General features: G+C 63.4%; 17 protein-coding genes and 1 other RNA gene. 8 read left to right on the top strand and 10 right to left on the bottom strand.

The annotated features are described in order from the left end of the window. Positions 1–83: 83 nt before the first annotated feature. The 7 genes from pal to ACK5JE_RS13090 form a co-directional block, all read right to left on the bottom strand. The gene (gene pal, locus ACK5JE_RS13120) at positions 84–578 is read right to left on the bottom strand and encodes a peptidoglycan-associated lipoprotein Pal (protein ID WP_416802140.1); all 495 of its coding nucleotides are present in this window, start codon (positions 576–578) and stop codon (positions 84–86) included. Between the two features lie 41 nt (positions 579–619). After that, on the bottom strand, positions 620–1927 hold the full coding sequence (gene tolB, locus ACK5JE_RS13115; protein WP_416802139.1) for a Tol-Pal system beta propeller repeat protein TolB: 1308 nt from the start codon (positions 1925–1927) through the stop codon (positions 620–622). Between the two features lie 13 nt (positions 1928–1940). Beyond that, the gene (gene tolA, locus ACK5JE_RS13110) at positions 1941–3065 is read right to left on the bottom strand and encodes a cell envelope integrity protein TolA (protein WP_416802138.1); all 1125 of its coding nucleotides are present in this window, start codon (positions 3063–3065) and stop codon (positions 1941–1943) included. 10 nt (positions 3066–3075) lie between these two features. Beyond that, positions 3076–3507, bottom strand: coding sequence for an ExbD/TolR family protein (locus ACK5JE_RS13105; RefSeq protein ID WP_416802137.1), 432 nt, complete (start codon positions 3505–3507; stop codon positions 3076–3078). 1 nt (position 3508) lies between these two features. After that, on the bottom strand, positions 3509–4183 hold the full coding sequence (tolQ, locus tag ACK5JE_RS13100; RefSeq protein ID WP_416802136.1) for a protein TolQ: 675 nt from the start codon (positions 4181–4183) through the stop codon (positions 3509–3511). Between the two features lie 2 nt (positions 4184–4185). Beyond that, positions 4186–4611: a tol-pal system-associated acyl-CoA thioesterase gene (gene ybgC, locus ACK5JE_RS13095; protein ID WP_416802135.1), complete on the bottom strand. Its 426-nt coding sequence runs from the start codon at positions 4609–4611 to the stop codon at positions 4186–4188. Between the two features lie 64 nt (positions 4612–4675). Continuing rightward, on the bottom strand, positions 4676–6409 hold the full coding sequence (locus tag ACK5JE_RS13090) for a proline--tRNA ligase (protein ID WP_416802134.1): 1734 nt from the start codon (positions 6407–6409) through the stop codon (positions 4676–4678). A gap of 67 nt (positions 6410–6476) precedes the next feature. Here ACK5JE_RS13090 and ACK5JE_RS13085 point away from each other — a divergent pair, with 67 nt between their 5' ends. The 4 genes from ACK5JE_RS13085 (at position 6477) to ssrS (ending at position 8061) form a co-directional block, all read left to right on the top strand. Beyond that, positions 6477–7040 (top strand): RNA pyrophosphohydrolase, encoded by a 564-nt coding sequence (locus ACK5JE_RS13085; protein ID WP_416802133.1) that lies wholly within the window; start codon positions 6477–6479, stop codon positions 7038–7040. A gap of 62 nt (positions 7041–7102) precedes the next feature. Beyond that, positions 7103–7504 carry a hypothetical protein gene (locus ACK5JE_RS13080; protein WP_416802132.1) on the top strand — a complete coding sequence of 134 codons (402 nt, stop codon included), beginning with the start codon at positions 7103–7105 and terminating at the stop codon, positions 7502–7504. A 35-nt stretch (positions 7505–7539) separates the two neighbouring features. Continuing rightward, positions 7540–7842, top strand: coding sequence for a cell division protein ZapA (locus ACK5JE_RS13075; RefSeq protein WP_416802131.1), 303 nt, complete (start codon positions 7540–7542; stop codon positions 7840–7842). Between the two features lie 39 nt (positions 7843–7881). Then, a non-coding RNA gene (gene ssrS / locus ACK5JE_RS13070) (6S RNA) lies at positions 7882–8061 on the top strand. A 93-nt stretch (positions 8062–8154) separates the two neighbouring features. Here the strand turns inward: ssrS and lgt are convergent. Then, complete coding sequence (lgt, locus tag ACK5JE_RS13065) at positions 8155–8955, bottom strand: prolipoprotein diacylglyceryl transferase (protein ID WP_416802130.1); 801 nt, start codon at positions 8953–8955, stop codon at positions 8155–8157. A 26-nt stretch (positions 8956–8981) separates the two neighbouring features. On the opposite strand from lgt, the gene ACK5JE_RS13060 reads away from it, so the two are divergent. Together ACK5JE_RS13060 and msrA are read left to right on the top strand one after the other, a co-directional pair. Next, positions 8982–9449, top strand: a complete 468-nt coding sequence (locus ACK5JE_RS13060) for a c-type cytochrome (protein WP_416802129.1) — start codon at positions 8982–8984, stop codon at positions 9447–9449. Positions 9450–9484: 35 nt separating this feature from the next. Further along, on the top strand, positions 9485–10030 hold the full coding sequence (gene msrA / locus ACK5JE_RS13055; protein ID WP_416802128.1) for a peptide-methionine (S)-S-oxide reductase MsrA: 546 nt from the start codon (positions 9485–9487) through the stop codon (positions 10028–10030). A gap of 31 nt (positions 10031–10061) precedes the next feature. On the opposite strand, the gene ACK5JE_RS13050 is transcribed toward msrA, so the two are convergent. Beyond that, a complete protein-coding gene (locus tag ACK5JE_RS13050) occupies positions 10062–11024 on the bottom strand; it encodes a nucleoside recognition domain-containing protein (RefSeq protein ID WP_416802127.1) in 963 nt (320 codons plus the stop codon). Positions 11025–11170: 146 nt separating this feature from the next. Beyond that, positions 11171–12274: a 4-hydroxyphenylpyruvate dioxygenase gene (gene hppD / locus ACK5JE_RS13045; RefSeq protein WP_416802126.1), complete on the bottom strand. Its 1104-nt coding sequence runs from the start codon at positions 12272–12274 to the stop codon at positions 11171–11173. Between the two features lie 208 nt (positions 12275–12482). Here hppD and ACK5JE_RS13040 point away from each other — a divergent pair, with 208 nt between their 5' ends. Both ACK5JE_RS13040 and ACK5JE_RS13035 read left to right on the top strand, forming a co-directional pair. Next, a complete protein-coding gene (locus tag ACK5JE_RS13040; RefSeq protein WP_416802155.1) occupies positions 12483–12959 on the top strand; it encodes an Lrp/AsnC family transcriptional regulator in 477 nt (158 codons plus the stop codon). Positions 12960–13160: 201 nt separating this feature from the next. Beyond that, positions 13161–14591, top strand: a complete 1431-nt coding sequence (locus tag ACK5JE_RS13035; RefSeq protein WP_416802125.1) for a catalase — start codon at positions 13161–13163, stop codon at positions 14589–14591. Positions 14592–14947 lie beyond the last annotated feature (356 nt).

Here is a 14947-nt window from a genome sequence, read left to right as displayed (position 1 = left end):
CAAGGGGCGATTCGTCGTGGGAGGCAGCGAAGCAAAAACGCCGTAGCGGAAGCCGCTACGGCGCTGTCACTGCCAGGCGGATATCAACGTTGGTAGTCGATGTCGGCGCGGCGGTTCTCGGCGTAATCGGCGTCGGTGTTGCCCAGGGCCTTGGGACGTTCCTTGCCGAAGCTGATCGCTTCGATCTGGTTGGCATTGACACCCATCAGGGTCATCATGCGTGTCACGGCATCCGAACGGCGCTGGCCCAGAGCCAGATTATATTCGGTGCTGCCGCGTGCGTCGGTGTTGCCTTCGACGCGGACCTTCTGGCCTTGGTGGCTGGTCAGGTATTGGGCATGCATTTCGACGACGCTGCGGTATTGTTCAGGCACCGTGTAGCTGTCGAAGTCAAAGTAGACCGAGCGTTGTTGCGCGAGCGGGCTTTGCGGATTGAAGGGATCCATGACTGGCCCAGCGGACCCCGAATCGGTGCCGTTGCCATTCGCGCCGCTTTGGTCCAGCGGCACGGAACTGCAGGCGGCCAGCGAGGCGGCGATGGCGGCGATGGTCAGAGTCCTGGTGATGCGCGAGCTCATTTAATGTCCTTATAAAGAAGAATGAAGAGTCACACGGAAAATCAATTTGTGAAAGGGCCCCAGGCTGGCTCGCGGACCTTGCCGTTGAGTACCGAAAGCGTCTGGCGCACACGGCCATCGATCGAGGTCACCGCCAGTACGCTGCGGCCGTTCTGGATGGCGCTGTAAAGCACCTGCATTCCATTGGGCGCATAGCTGGGGGATTGGTCGTCGGGACCATCCGTCAGAATCTGTTCTGAACCCGAATTCAAGGCGAGGCTTGCAATCCTGAAGGCACCGTTCCTGCGAGTAACGTACACCAGTTGCTGTCCATCCGGCGAGACCCTGGGTGAAATATTGTAACTTCCCGAGAAGGTCAGGCGCTGCGCATCGCCTCCACCTGCTGACACTTTGTAAATCTGCGGGCTGCCGCCCCGGTCGCTGGTGAAGATCAGGGACTGGCCGTCCGGGGTGAACCGGGGCTCGGTGTCGATCAGGGGGGATCGCATCACCCGGCGCAGGTCGGAGCCATGAGCGTTGATGGTGTATATCTGGGAGATGCCGTCTCTTGAGAGCACGATCGCCATGCGATTGCCATCGGGCGACCAGGCGGGCGCGCTGTTGTTGCCCTTGTAGTTGGACACGGGCTGGCGCTGGCCGGTCGCCAGGGTCTGCACATAGATCACGGATTTGCCCGATTCAAAGCTGACATAGGCCAGCCGCGAGCCGTCAGGCGACCAGGCCGGCGAGATGATCGATTGCTTCGAGCGCAGCATCACCTGCGGATTCTGGCCATCGGCATCAGCAATTTGTAACTCATAGCCGTTGCCGGTCTGCAACACATAGGCGATCCGGGTCGAAAACACGCCGCGTACCCCGGTGATTTTTTCGTAGATCCGGTCGGCGATCCGGTGCGAAATCCGGCGCATTTCAGCTTCGGTCCCGTTGAAGGACGCCTGGTCCAGTTCGGTCTTGCGGACATTGTCCACCAGACGGTAGCTGACCGTGTAGCGGCTGCCATTCTGCGCGATTGTTCCGTACGCCAGATAGTCGGCGCCGCGCGCCTGCCAGGCGCCATGGTCGATCTTGCTCTGGACGTCCAGTGCGGCGCCCGATGTGCCGATCAGACGGAACTGGCCGGAGCGGGTCAGATCGGCGCGGATGACTTCGGGAACCGAGGTGGCGCTGGTCGAGCCCGCGAAATCGGCGATGGCGATCGGGTACTGGGTGGCGCCGACGCCGGAAATATCGACACGCAACTGAGCGTGGGCGGTGGAGACGCCTGCGACAGTCAGCGCGGCGCCCAGGCCGGCCATGGCGGCGCGCCGCCAGAAGCGCCCGATGAAGCCGGAGGCTGTGAATACGGTCATGGTAACGATCTCCTTAGTCGTACATGCGGTAGTCCACGTCAATATACGACGGATACTTGCCGCCAGGCGGTTTCGGGAAGGGAGAGCAGGCCAGAATCCCCTTCTGGACGGCATCGTCGAAACGGGGATTGCCCGAAGAGCGGGTCAGATCGACCGACTGGACTTGCCCATTGGATCTCAGTCGGGTGCGGAAGCTGGCTGTCGGGTTGGCCGAGCCGTTGCGGGGGGGGACGTTGTAGACCACGCCGCGTTTGACGCAGGCACGCACCTTGGCCCCGTAGCCGTCATTGCCACCGCCGCCTCGTTGGTTGCGGTCAGCGCCGCCGCTGGGGATGCCGGCGGCTTCCAGGGCATCGCCACGCATGGCGGCCCTGAGGGCCTGACGTTTTGCTTCGGCTTCTTTTTCAGCCTTTGCCCGCGCGGCCTTTTCAGCAGCGGCCTTCTCGGCGGCGGCCTTTTCCTTGGCGGCTTTGTCAGCGGCAGCCTTTTCGGCAGCGACCTTTTCGGCGGCGGCCTTTTCGGCAGCGGCCTTTTCGGCGGCGACCTTTTCGGCGGCGGCCTTTTCGGCAGCGGCCTTTTCGGCAGCGGCCTTTTCGGCGGCGGCCTTTTCCTTGGCGGCTTTCTCGGCAGCAGCCTTTTCAGCCGCTTCTTTTTGGGCCTTTTCCTGGGCCGCCTGTTCAGCCAGACGGCGTTCCATGTCTTCGCGCGCTTTGCGTTCCTTGGCCAGTGCGATCTCAGCATCGGCCTTTGCCTGGGCCGCTGCGGCGGCGCGGGCCTGAGCCTCGGCCAACTGCGCCTGGGCCTGAGCGGCCAGTTGCGCCTGCCGCTGGGCTTCGGCCTGGGCGGCCTGACGCGCGCTGTCATCCGGTTCGGGCGGCGTGGGCTTGGGATCCGGCTCAGGTTGGGGGTCCGGCTGTTTTTCCTTGGGCTGATCCTGTGGCGTGGCGGCGTCGGCGACCGTCCCTTGCGCCCAGAGTTCAACCTGGACGGGGCCCGGATTGTCCGGGGCCGTGGCGAAGCCCACCACCATCAGCAGGAGCAGCAGTCCATGGGCGACCAGAGAGAAGAGCAGGCCGCGCTTCGTGTCGCGCGTGTCGTCGCTGGAATCTGTGCCGGTGTAACGGTCGAACAAAGTCATGAGGTGAATGTCAGCGCGTGGCGGGCGCGTTCTGATTGACCAGGAGTCCCAGCTTGCCGATTCCGCCGTTGCGCAACTGATCCATGACTTGCATGACGGATTCGTAGGGCACTTTGCCGTCGGCGGAAATCACGACCGGTGTATCGGCGGTTGCGATGGCCCGCACTTCGGCCAGCAGGTTGGCCTTGTCGATGGATCTGAACGAGGCGCCGCCTTCGCGCACCCGCAAGGCAAGGACGCCCTGGGCGTCGATCTGGATCTCGATGGGCTGGACGGGCACATCGGAGGCCGTGCCGACCGAAGGCAGTTCGATCTGGCCCGGCGTGATCATGGGCGCCGTGACCATGAAGATCACCAGCAGGACCAGCATGACGTCGATGTAGGGGACGACATTGATGTCGTTCTTCATCCGGCGTGAGCGACGGTTGCCTAGCGAAGTCATGTCAATGCACCTGACGCTGGAGAATGTTCAGGAATTCCTCGACGAAGCTCTCGAAGCGGATCGACAAGCGGTCGATTTGGTTGGTGTAGCGGTTGTAGGCCAGCACGGCCGGGATGGCGGCGAACAGGCCGATGGCAGTCGCGATCAGGGCCTCGGCGATCCCGGGCGCCACTGCCGCCAGGGTGGCCTGCTGCATGGTCGACAGACCCATGAAGGCGTGCATGATCCCCCAGACCGTGCCCAACAGACCGATATAGGGACTGACCGAGCCAGTGGAGGCGAGAAAGTTCAGGTGTGATTCCAGGCTGTCCATTTCGCGCTGGAAGGCGGCCTTCATGGCGCGTCGGGGCGCGTCCAGCAAGGTGTCACCCCGGCTGGAGGAGCGGCGCGCCTTGACGAATTCAGTCATGCCGGCGTCGAAGATGCGCGCCAGCGCGCCATGCTCGTCGCGGCGGCTGGCGATGGCCTGTTGCAGGACCGTGAGGTCGCCGCCGGCCCAGAAATCGTCTTCGAAGCGTCGGGTCTGCTCATCGGCCCGTCGCAGGGCCGCGCGCTTGCTGAAGATGTAGGCCCAGGACAGGATCGAGAGGCCGAGCAGAATCAGCATGACGATCTGGACGGGCAGGCTGGCGTTGCCGACGAGGGACAGCAACGACAAATCGCTGGAGGCTTGCATGGTTAATGAAGGGCCCTTTCTAATTGGTTCCTGATGGAGGGGGAAAGCCGGATGGGTTTGAAGCTTTGGGCATGCACCGTGCAGATCTGGATGTCTGCGGTGGCGAGCAGTGTGTCACCGCGCAGGGCCTGCTGGCCAAACCGGATCGTCGAGGCGCCCAGGCCGGTGACTGAGGTTCGGACCAGGATGCAGTCATCCAGGCGGGCGGGTTGCCGGTAGGCAATATCCGCATGCTTGACCACAAAAATCATCTGCTCCTGTGTCGCCAGAGTGTGTTGATCCATTCCGAGCGCGCGCAGCCATTCCGTGCGGCCGCGTTCGAAGAATTTGAGGTAGTTCGCGTAGTACACGACACCACCCGTGTCGGTGTCCTCGTAATATACGCGAATGGTCAGTTCGCCGGGGAGATTGGGTCGATCCGGATTCATTTTTTGGTGAGGCGTTGTGACACGGGCGCAATACCGAGAGCGCCCGTGAGCCAGATGCCGCAGTCTACAGGGATTCTAGCTGTTCCAGGACATGGGCCAGTGCGTCGGGCAGGGCGATGCGTTGCGCCTGCGCGTCGCGTCGCCCCTGGATTTCGACGACGCCGTCTTTCAGCCCGCGTTCGCCCAGGGTCACACGCAGCGGCACGCCGATCAGTTCCCAGTCGGCGAACATGATACCGGGCCGGGCATCGCGATCGTCCAGGATCACATCGACGCCGCGCGCTTGCAGGGCCTGGTACAACGATTCGGCGGCCTCGCGCACGGCCTCGCTCTTGCCGATGCCGATGGGGCACAGCACGACCTCGAACGGCGCGATGGCGCATGGCCAGATCATGCCGCGTTCGTCGTGATTCTGCTCGATGGCCGCGGCCGAGATCCGGCTGACGCCGATCCCGTAGCAGCCCATTTGCAGTACCGCCGGCTTGCCGTCCGTGCCCAGGAACGTCGCATTCAGGGCGCGCGAGTATTTGTCTCCGAGGAAGAACACGTGTCCGACCTCGATGCCGCGCTGGATGGCCAGCGCGCCGCCGTTCGGATCGGGGTCGCCCGCCACGACGTTGCGCAGGTCGGCAACCAGGGCCGGTTCGGGCAGGTCGCGGCCCCAGTTCACGCCGCTGAGGTGGTAGCCGGCCTCGTTGGCGCCGCAGACGAAGTCTCCCATATGGGAGACGGTGCGATCGGCAATCACGGTAATGGCTTCCGGGTCCAGGCCGACCGGGCCTAGGTAGCCGGGTGCGCAGTGGAAGACCGCGTCGATCTCGGCTTCGGTCGCCAGGCGGTGGCCGTCGCCAAACCCGGGCAGTTTGCTGACCTTGACCTCGTTGGTTTCATGATCGCCCCGGATCAGCAGCAGCCACAGGCGGGCGGGGCCTTCGGCGGGGTCGGTCGCCAGGATCACGGACTTGACCGTGCGCGACAGCGGGATATCCAGCTGTTCGGCCACGATCTCGCACTTGGGGGCTTCGGGCGTGGCGCGCTTTTCCATGGACTCGCGCGCCGGCTCGCGCTCGGCCAGGAGGCAGGGGGCATCGGCCAGTTCGATGTTGGCGGCGTAGTCCGAATCCGGGTTGTAGACGATCAGGTCCTCGCCGGTGTCGGCAATCACCTGGAACTCGTGGCTGCGCGAGCCTCCAATCGAGCCGGTGTCGGCCGCCACGGCGCGGAACGTCAGGCCCAGCCGCGTGAAGATGCGCTGGTAGGCCGCGTACATGGCGTCGTAGCTGGCCTGCGCCGCGTCCGCGTCGATGTCGAAGGAATAGGCGTCCTTCATGATGAATTCGCGCCCGCGCATCAGGCCGAAGCGCGGGCGGCGCTCGTCGCGGAATTTTGTCTGGATGTGATAGAAATTCAGCGGCAGCTGGCGCCAGCTGTGGATTTCGTTGCGAGCGATATCGGTGATGACTTCTTCGGAGGTCGGCTGCAGCACGAAATCGCGCTGGTGACGGTCTTTGATGCGCAGCAGTTCTGCGCCGTATTGTTCCCAGCGGCCCGATTCCTGCCACAGTTCCGCAGGTTGCACGACCGGCATCAGCACCTCGATGGCACCGGCGCGGTTCATTTCCTCGCGCACGATGGATTCGATCTTGCGCAGAATCTTCAGGCCCATCGGCATGTAGGTGTAGACGCCCCCGGCGACCTTCCGGATCATGCCCGCCCGCGTCATCAACTGATGGCTGACGACTTCGGCCTCGGCGGGGGCTTCCTTCAGGGTGTTCAGGTGGTACTGGCTGGCGCGCATGGTAGGGATTCCGGTTGGTACGTATAATCGACGGTAATTGTATTGAATTCACAACCGAGGTGGCCCCATGTTGGATCGCGAAGGCTACCGTCCGAATGTCGGCATCATTCTCGTGAACCAGAAAAACGAGGTTTTCTGGGGCAAGCGCATCAGGGAACACGCGTGGCAGTTCCCCCAAGGGGGCATCAAGCACGGCGAGACACCCGTGCAGGCGATGTACCGCGAACTCCACGAGGAAACCGGCCTGCGTGCCGAACATGTGCGCATTCTGGGACGGACCCGGGACTGGTTGCGCTATACCGTGCCGGACCATTATGTGCGCCGCGAGTTGCGTGGCCACTACAAGGGCCAGAAACAGATCTGGTTCCTGTTGCGCATGGTGGGGCGCGACAGCGACGTCAGCTTGCGCGCGACCGACACGCCCGAGTTCGACGCCTGGCGCTGGAACGCCTACTGGGTGCCGCTGGAGGCGGTGATCGAATTCAAGCGCGAGGTCTATTCCTTGGCGCTCAACGAACTCTCCGGTCTGCTGTTTCGCCGGGGGCGCGAGAACCGCTACCTGCGTCACCGGGGCCTTCGGCGCGCCGGACAGCATGGTGGCGCTGCGGGTTCTGAAACCCCCACGACCTGAAACAAGTATGATTCAATTCCTTTCATGGCGCATTGCGCCGGCACTCCCAAAGGTTTGACCGCATGCTCCAAGACCTCGACGCCTTGTCTCAGCGCATCCGCCAAGTCGCCCAACTTGCGCGCGATCTGCAATCCGAACGTGCCGCCCTGCAGGCCAGGATCCGGCAGCTCGAACAGGAATGCCAGACCCTGAAAGACCAGCAACTGCGCGAAGGCCAGGAATTCACCCGCATGTCCGAGCGGCTCGCGCACCATGACCGGGAGCTCCAGGCCGCGCGCGATGAGTCCAGCCAGCATCGGGCGGCGCTGGAATCCGAGGTGCGCGATCATCAAATCCGCTCCGATTCCCTGCAACGTCGCCTGACCCAGGTCGAATCCGACCGCGATCGTCTGCGCGAGGCGGCCTCCGGCGCCCAGCAGCAGATCGAGCTCATCCTCGAGCGCCTGCCCGGCGCGCAGGCCTAGGGACTGTTTCTCGTTTATCAAGGAGTCGCGAAACCATGGAACGCGTCGACGTCGCCATCCTCGGCCGCGATTATTCGCTGGCCTGCCCCCCCGAAGAAAAGGACGCCCTGTTGTCCGCCGTGCGGCTGGTCGATCAGCGCATGCTGGCCATCAAGGGCGCCGGCAAGATCGCCAGCAACGAACGCATCGCGGTGATGGCGGCCATCCAGATTGCCAATGAATTGCTCAGCATGCGCGCGCCAGATGGTCCGCTCGGCAATGTTGCCTTGGGTGATTTCAAGGGTAAAATCGAGTCTATGAACGACATGCTCGATGATGTGTTGGGCACTGCCGTTTGACCCGTTACTTTCCGGATGCGCCAGGTCATCCGGTCGTTTAAGTCCCTGCCGTGTTCGTGACCTGGCCACACATTCCTTGAACCAATGCTATAGGCATAGGTTGCTGGATTGACAGATAGGAGCGCTGCCTTCACTGGACGGCCCGAAGTCTGACTGATGGCGACCACCGTGAACCCTCGGTTCCGGGATGCCGGCCTAGACGGCACAGGCGGGGCATTTCCCAGAAAGCTCGTTGTGATCGCAACGAGCTTTCGTCTTTTTGTGGCGCAGGCCTGCCCACGATGGCGCCCGCCGAGGGCGGGCGCTCATGGCTCAACGTGACGGCGCCCGGGATGATCGCTTTGCGGCCCAGATGAACAGGACCAGACCGATCAGGATCATGGGCAGCGAAAGAATCTGGCCCATCGACAGACCGCCTGTGAGCAGCCCCAGAAAATCGTCCGGCTCGCGGGTGAATTCCATCAGAAACCGGAACAGTCCGTAGCCCATCAGAAAGACGGCGCTGACCTGACCCATCGGGCGCGGCTTGCGGGCGAACCACCACATCAGGACGAACAGGGCAAATCCCTCGAGCGCCATTTCGTACAGTTGCGAGGGGTGTCGCGGCGTGCCGTCCTGCGCCCCCGGGAAGATCATGCCCCAGGGCAGGTCCGTGGGGCGGCCCCAGAGCTCGCCGTTGATGAAATTCCCCAACCGGCCGGCGGCCAGGCCCAGGGGGATCAGGGGCGCGATGAAATCGCCGATCGTCAGCAGCGGCTGCCCGCGCTTGCGGGCGAAATACAGCATGGCCAGCGTCACGCCGATCAGGCCGCCATGGAAGGACATCCCGCCTTGCCAGACCTCGAAGATCGCCAACGGGTGGGCCAGATAGTCGTCGAATTTATAGAACAGCACATAGCCCAGGCGTCCGCCCAGCACCACGCCCAGCACGCCGTAGAAGATGATGTCCTCGAGGTCGCGCAGCGTCAGTCCGGCGGGGGTGGGCGCATGCTGGATGCGCCAGCGCCCCAGCAGCCAGGCCAGACCGAAGCCGGCCAGGTACATGAGGCCGTACCAGTGGATTGCCAGGGGGCCGATCTGCAGGGCGACAGGATTGATGTGGGGAAAAGGCATGAGGGCGGCCAGAAGGGAAAACAATCATGGATAATAACGTGATCATGCGGGAGAATGCTGACCGGTCTTTTGCGATCGGGCCGGGGCCCGGACGCAGGACGGAACAGGACAGGGCGGGGCGGGATCGGACGATGGCGGTGCGCGACAAGGCAATGGGCGTGATGCTTGCGGGCATGCTGGCGCTGAGCGCAACGCAGGCGCGTGCTGCCGGGCCGACGGCGACGGAAGGTCTGGCGCTGGCCGGGCAGCGCCAGTGCCTGGGCTGTCATCAGGTCGATGTGCGCCGGGTGGGGCCGCCGTTCCGCGCCATTGCCGAGCGCTTCCAGGGGCGGCCCGAATCCGCCGATCATCTGGTCAGCGCCATGCGCAAAGGCAGCCGGGGCCAGTGGGGGGCGATTCCCATGCCGGCCCAGACGCGCCTGTCCGACATTGATGCGCGGCGTCTGGCGTTATGGATCCTGTCGCTCAAGGAGGTCCCTGCGGTCCGGCCGTGAGGGCGGTGCTGTGGGTTCGAATCGAGGATGGCGAGATGGAAAATCTGAAAAACACGGTGTTCCAGACCGCGATTTTCGGCGGGGGCTGCTTCTGGTGCCTGGAACCCGTCTTCAATGCGCTGGACGGCGTGCTGGATGTGCGCCCTGGCTATTGTGGCGGCCATATCGACCATCCGACCTACGAACAGGTCTGCCGCCAGGATACCGGCCATGTCGAGACGGTCCAGGTCGCCTTCGATCCGGAAAAGGTCGCCTATCGCACGTTGCTCGAAGTCTTTTTCGGTACGCACGATCCGACCACGCCCGATCGTCAGGGCAACGATGTGGGGCCGCAGTACGCTTCGGTCATTTTCTGTCAGGACGAGGCTCAGCGCGTCCTGGCCGAAACCGTGTGCGACGAGGCGCAAGCGGCGTTCGATGCGCCGATCGTCACCCGGATCGAGGCGGCCGGCGCCTTCTGGCCGGCCGAGGCTGTGCATCGTGAATACTACCGGCGCAATCCGGGCCAGGGGTATTGCCAGTTCATCATCGCGCCCAAGCTGGCGAAATTCCGCCAGCGCTATGCACAGCTGTTGCGTTGAGGCCCGCGGCGGGGGCGGGTTGTCTAGGGATTCATTGCGCTGGGGCCGCCAGTCTGCGGCCCCAGGTGGTGCCGGGTCGTGTCAGCGCCGCCAGCGCCGCCAGCACGCCCAGGGTCGCCAGCCCGCGGAACACCAGGATCACCCACAGGTTGGCGCCCAGCGCCAGAATCAGCAGCGTGTCCTCGATCAGCGCATGGCACAGCGACAGCCAGGACAGGGCCAGCAGCCGCGTGCGCGGACTGTAGTTCTCGCGTTCGGCGGCCTCGATGATGAGCGCGCCGCCATAAGCCAGGCCCAGCAGCACACCGACCGTGGTCAGAGGGGCCGCGCGTTCCTCGAGACCGGACAAGCGCAGCACGGGTGTCAGCAGCCGGGTCACGAATTGCGTGATGCCCAGGCGTTCGAGCACGTCCAGCAGCACCACCAGGCCGACGATGACGGCAAAGACCAGCGCCAGCGATTGCAGCGTGGACAGCACCCAGGGCCAGAAATCCGGAGGCCCCTGGGTCAGCCCGGCGTCCTGCCGCATCCAGGCCAGCGAAACAGGCTCCTGCAGCCAGCCCAGCGCTTTGCAGACCCAGCTGACGGCCGCGCCATAGAGGAGCGCAACGATGAGGCGCAACGCGCCCGTCACCAGTGCGCTGGCGCCGGCGCGCCGCACGACGGACTGCTCGGTTGGGAGATTGTGCGCGAACAGCATCATGGCCCCCAGGGCGCTGACCTGGGCCACCGTCATCTGCATGCCGTCCGACAGCGCGGCCATCGAGGCCATGCCGCCATAGATGTTGGTCAGGACCGTGGTGGCCCAGATGATGCCGGCTTCGGGCGGCAGCCCGAGCAGCGCCATGGCCGGGGTCAGGGCCTCGCCGACCATGCGCACCAGGCCCAGGCGATCAGCGATGTAGACGATCACCATCACCGGCAGCATGATGCGCGTGATCGTCAGAAACATGCGCGTGCTGCGCAGCCGGATGGTATTCGGATAATGAAGCATGCCAGGGTTCCGCAAGGATTGTGGCGCCATCGGGCGGGCCGCATCACGGCACTGTAGGATGCGCCCGGCGGCCATGGCGCGATTGCGAGAGGCCCGGGCCGGGCCCTCGCGATGTGACCGGCCCGGGCCTCATCGGGTCGCGTGCCTCAGGTTTGTAGCACGCCCCGGCGGATCTGGTCGAGTTCGATGGATTCGAACAGCGCCTTGAAATTGCCCTCGCCGAATCCGTCGTTGCCCTTGCGCTGGATGATCTCGAAGAAGATCGGGCCGATCTGGTTCGCGGTGAAAATCTGCAGCAGCAGTCCTCCGCCAGGCGCCCCATCGAGCAGGATGCTGTTGCGGCGCAGGCGTTCTACGTCTTCTCCGTGGCCCGGCAGCCGCCCGTCCAGCAACTCATAATAGGTATCCGGGGTGGTCAGAAATTTGACCTGGCGGCTCAGCTGTTCCACGGTCTTGTGAATATCGTCCGTCGACAGGGCAATGTGCTGGATGCCTTCGCCCCGGTATTGATCCAGGTATTCCTGGATCTGGCCGGGGGTCTCGCTGCCTTCCTCGTTGATGGGGATGCGGATCAGGCCGCAGGGCGAGGTCATGGCCTTGGATTTCACGCCGGTCAGCTGGCCCTCGATGTCGAAATAGCGGATTTCGCGGAAATTGAAGATGCGCTCGTAGAATTCGGCCCATTCTTCCATGCGGCCGCGATGCACATTGTGAGTCAGGTGATCGATGCTGAGCAGGCCGGCGCCGGGATGGCGCAGGTCATCCTGGGCCGTGGCGTGGTCCAGAGGCTCGAAATCCACATCGTAGATCCCGATGTCGCCGATCCCGCCATGGCCGTATTTGCCGCGCCAACGATCCACCAGATAGATGAGGGAATCACCGATCCCCTTGATGGCGGGGATGTTGAGTTCCATGGGGCCGCTGTGCGAGTCGAAGCCCCAGGCGCCGCGCTCCAGCGCCAGCTTGTAGGCGCGGGCCGCGTCCTGCACGCGCAGGCCGATGGCGCAGATCGAGGGGCCGTGCTGGCGTGCGAAGCGCTGCGCAAAGGAATCGGGTTCCGCGTTGACCAGAAAATTGATCGAACCCTGGCGGTACAGCGTGACGGCTTTTTTGCGGTGCCGGGCGATGGCCCGGAATCCCAGCGTCTCGAACACGCGGCCCAGCGCGGCGGGGTCTTCGGCCGTGTATTCCACGAATTCGAAGCCTGCGGTGCCCATGGGATTGTCCCAAGGGGTGAATGTTGCGGTCATGAGTGTCTCCGGTAGGGGGTCTGTCGTTTTTGCCGCCGGCCGCACCGGGTCGAAGGCGCCCTTTAGAGAGGGCGTCCAGCCGATGACGAGGCATGGAGGCCTTTCTAGATTCTAGGGAAAACAACGGGGGGAAAGATTGCAAACATGCGGTACGATTCCTTACCACGACGCAATCGCCCATCCAATAATTCATGGTTTAAACAATATGATGCCCAACGACGACCTGGATCGGACGGATCGACTGATTCTGACGCATCTGCAAAGTGATGGCAGAATCAGCAATCAGGAGCTGGCCCAGCGGGTGGCCCTGTCGCCCAGTCCCTGCCTGCGTCGCGTCAAGCGTCTCGAGGACCAGGGCTATATTCGCCGCTATGTCGCGCTGGCGGATCCAGCCAAGCTCGGCCTGGGACTGCTGGCCTACGTCTTTGTCCAGCTGGACAAGTCGCATCGTGCCGAGCATGGCGCCATGTCCGCCTTCGCCCGTGATGTCCAGAGCTGGTCGGAAGTCGTCCAGTGCTATGCCATGTCGGGTGACATGGACTATCTGTTGCGGGTTCAGGTCCAGGATCTGGCGGCCTTTTCCCGTTTTGCCATGGACACCCTGATGCGGCATCCGGCGGTCGTCGACATCCGCAGCAGCTTTGCACTACAGTCGATCAAGGAAACGACCGAGCTGCCGACCTGATCCCGGTTCCGGCGCGTCCGCTCGATAGCGGGCATGTTCGATGTATAGTCAATCACTATCAAAATAAGAGAAATATTCAATTTTATTTATCTATCAGGCCTCGGTAGACTGTCTTTCATGAGGAACCCGCGCTGCCGGTTCCGCGTTCCCCCCCCGATCTGGCGTTGTCTTCGTGATGCCGCCGTCGCACAGGAGATTCACATGAAAAAACTGACCACCGCTGCTGGTGCGCCTGTTGTCGATAACCAGAACATTCTGACTGCGGGTCCGCGCGGCCCGGCCTTGCTGCAGGATGTCTGGCTGCTTGAAAAACTTGCCCACTTTGATCGCGAGGTGATTCCTGAGCGCCGCATGCATGCCAAGGGTGCGGGCGCCTACGGGACCTTGACGGTCACCCATGACATTACGCGCTACACCCGCGCCGCGCTTTTTTCCGAGATCGGCAAGCAGACCCCGATGTTCGCCCGCTTTTCCACCGTGGCCGGCGAGCGTGGCGCAGCCGATGCCGAGCGCGATATCCGCGGCATCGCCCTCAAGTTCTATACCGAGCAGGGCAACTGGGATCTGGTCGGCAACAACACCCCGGTGTTCTTTTTCCGTGATCCGCTCAAATTCCCCGACCTGAACCATGCGGTCAAGCGCGACCCGGGCACCGGCATGCGCAGCGCGCAGAACAACTGGGAATTCTGGACCGGCCTGCCCGAGGCCCTGCACCAGATCACCATCGTCATGAGCGATCGCGGCATTCCGTCCGACTACCGCCACATGCATTTGTTCGGCAGCCATACCTTCAGCTTCATCAATGCCGCCAATGAGCGTTTCTGGGTCAAATTCCACTTCAAATCCCGGCAGGGCATCCGCAACTTGAGCGACGTCCAGGCTGCCGAATTGATCGGTTGCGACCGCGAAAGCTCCCAGCGGGATCTGCACGACAGCATTTCCAAGGGCGAATTCCCGCGCTGGACGCTGTTCGTCCAGGTCATGCCAGAGAAAGAGGCCGGCCGCTATCATCTGAATCCCTTTGACCTGACCAAAGTCTGGCCGCATGCCGACTACCCGATGATCGAGGTGGGCGTGCTGGAACTGAACCGTAATCCGGAAAACTTCTTTGCCGAAGTCGAGCAGGCGGCCTTCACCCCGGCCAATGTCGTTCCCGGCATCGGCTTTTCGCCGGACCGGATGCTGCAGGCGCGCCTGTTCTCCTATGGCGACGCGCAACGCTATCGCCTGGGTGTCAATCACCACCAGATCCCTGTCAATGCGCCACGCTGTCCCTTCCGCAGCTATCACCGCGATGGCGCAATGCGGGTGGATGGCAATCATGGCGGCCTGACAGGCAATCAGCCCAATCTCGCCGGGGAGTGGGCCGAGCAGCCGGACTATCGCGAGCCGCCGCTCAGTCTCGAAGGCGCGGCCGATCACTGGAATCACCGCGAAGACACCGACTATTTTTCGCAGCCGGGTGCGTTGTTCCGTCTGATGACTCTGGAGCAGCAGCAAATCCTGTTTGACAATACGGCGCGCGCGCTGGCTGGCGTCACGCCCGACGTGCAGGCGCGTCACATCGAGCACTGCGGCCAGGCGGATCCTGCCTATGGCGCAGGCGTTGCCGCCGCCCTCAAGGCTTTGTGACGCCGTCTCCCCGGGCGCTTCCGCCGATGCGCCCGGACTCAGGGCAGCCCCTGGGGGCTGCCCTGAGCGGGGAAGATCCGGGCCGTCATCGACCCGCGTCGATCGTTTTTTGATGTTTTGATGCGGTTATTTGCCTGGTTTCAAAAAGGCGTGCTATAGTCTCGCTTCTTCGCCGCCAGGCACCCGGGTTAACCCTGGATCTTTACGGTTTTACCGACAGATCGGGGAGGACACGGTGCCAGGCCGGGACCCAGGATTTGCAGGCATTGCGCCCGATCCGAAAGTCGCAGTCGGCAGCGAAGCCCGGTGATGAGCCGGGGCCTGTGGGGTTTGACATTGAAACGTGAATGTGTTTT

Origin of the sequence: Castellaniella sp., from assembly GCF_047971665.1 — a bacterium.
GTDB lineage: Bacteria > Pseudomonadota > Gammaproteobacteria > Burkholderiales > Burkholderiaceae_B > Castellaniella.
The sequence above is the reverse complement of the archived record's forward strand: the minus strand, read 5'-3'. Positions and strand labels throughout refer to the sequence as shown.

Excerpts from the sequence above, each read along its gene's own strand:
- pal (WP_416802140.1), bottom strand. The coding sequence starts at position 578 with ATGAGCTCGCGCATCACCAGGACTCTGACCATCGCCGCCATCGCCGCC.
- tolB (WP_416802139.1), bottom strand. The coding sequence starts at position 1,927 with ATGACCGTATTCACAGCCTCCGGCTTCATCGGGCGCTTCTGGCGGCGC.
- tolA (WP_416802138.1), bottom strand. The coding sequence starts at position 3,065 with ATGACTTTGTTCGACCGTTACACCGGCACAGATTCCAGCGACGACACG.
- ACK5JE_RS13105 (WP_416802137.1), bottom strand. The coding sequence starts at position 3,507 with ATGACTTCGCTAGGCAACCGTCGCTCACGCCGGATGAAGAACGACATC.
- tolQ (WP_416802136.1), bottom strand. The coding sequence starts at position 4,183 with ATGCAAGCCTCCAGCGATTTGTCGTTGCTGTCCCTCGTCGGCAACGCC.
- ybgC (WP_416802135.1), bottom strand. The coding sequence starts at position 4,611 with ATGAATCCGGATCGACCCAATCTCCCCGGCGAACTGACCATTCGCGTA.
- ACK5JE_RS13090 (WP_416802134.1), bottom strand. The coding sequence starts at position 6,409 with ATGCGCGCCAGCCAGTACCACCTGAACACCCTGAAGGAAGCCCCCGCC.
- ACK5JE_RS13085 (WP_416802133.1), top strand. The coding sequence starts at position 6,477 with ATGTTGGATCGCGAAGGCTACCGTCCGAATGTCGGCATCATTCTCGTG.
- ACK5JE_RS13080 (WP_416802132.1), top strand. The coding sequence starts at position 7,103 with ATGCTCCAAGACCTCGACGCCTTGTCTCAGCGCATCCGCCAAGTCGCC.
- ACK5JE_RS13075 (WP_416802131.1), top strand. The coding sequence starts at position 7,540 with ATGGAACGCGTCGACGTCGCCATCCTCGGCCGCGATTATTCGCTGGCC.
- lgt (WP_416802130.1), bottom strand. The coding sequence starts at position 8,955 with ATGCCTTTTCCCCACATCAATCCTGTCGCCCTGCAGATCGGCCCCCTG.
- ACK5JE_RS13060 (WP_416802129.1), top strand. The coding sequence starts at position 8,982 with ATGGATAATAACGTGATCATGCGGGAGAATGCTGACCGGTCTTTTGCG.
- msrA (WP_416802128.1), top strand. The coding sequence starts at position 9,485 with ATGGAAAATCTGAAAAACACGGTGTTCCAGACCGCGATTTTCGGCGGG.
- ACK5JE_RS13050 (WP_416802127.1), bottom strand. The coding sequence starts at position 11,024 with ATGCTTCATTATCCGAATACCATCCGGCTGCGCAGCACGCGCATGTTT.
- hppD (WP_416802126.1), bottom strand. The coding sequence starts at position 12,274 with ATGACCGCAACATTCACCCCTTGGGACAATCCCATGGGCACCGCAGGC.
- ACK5JE_RS13040 (WP_416802155.1), top strand. The coding sequence starts at position 12,483 with ATGCCCAACGACGACCTGGATCGGACGGATCGACTGATTCTGACGCAT.
- ACK5JE_RS13035 (WP_416802125.1), top strand. The coding sequence starts at position 13,161 with ATGAAAAAACTGACCACCGCTGCTGGTGCGCCTGTTGTCGATAACCAG.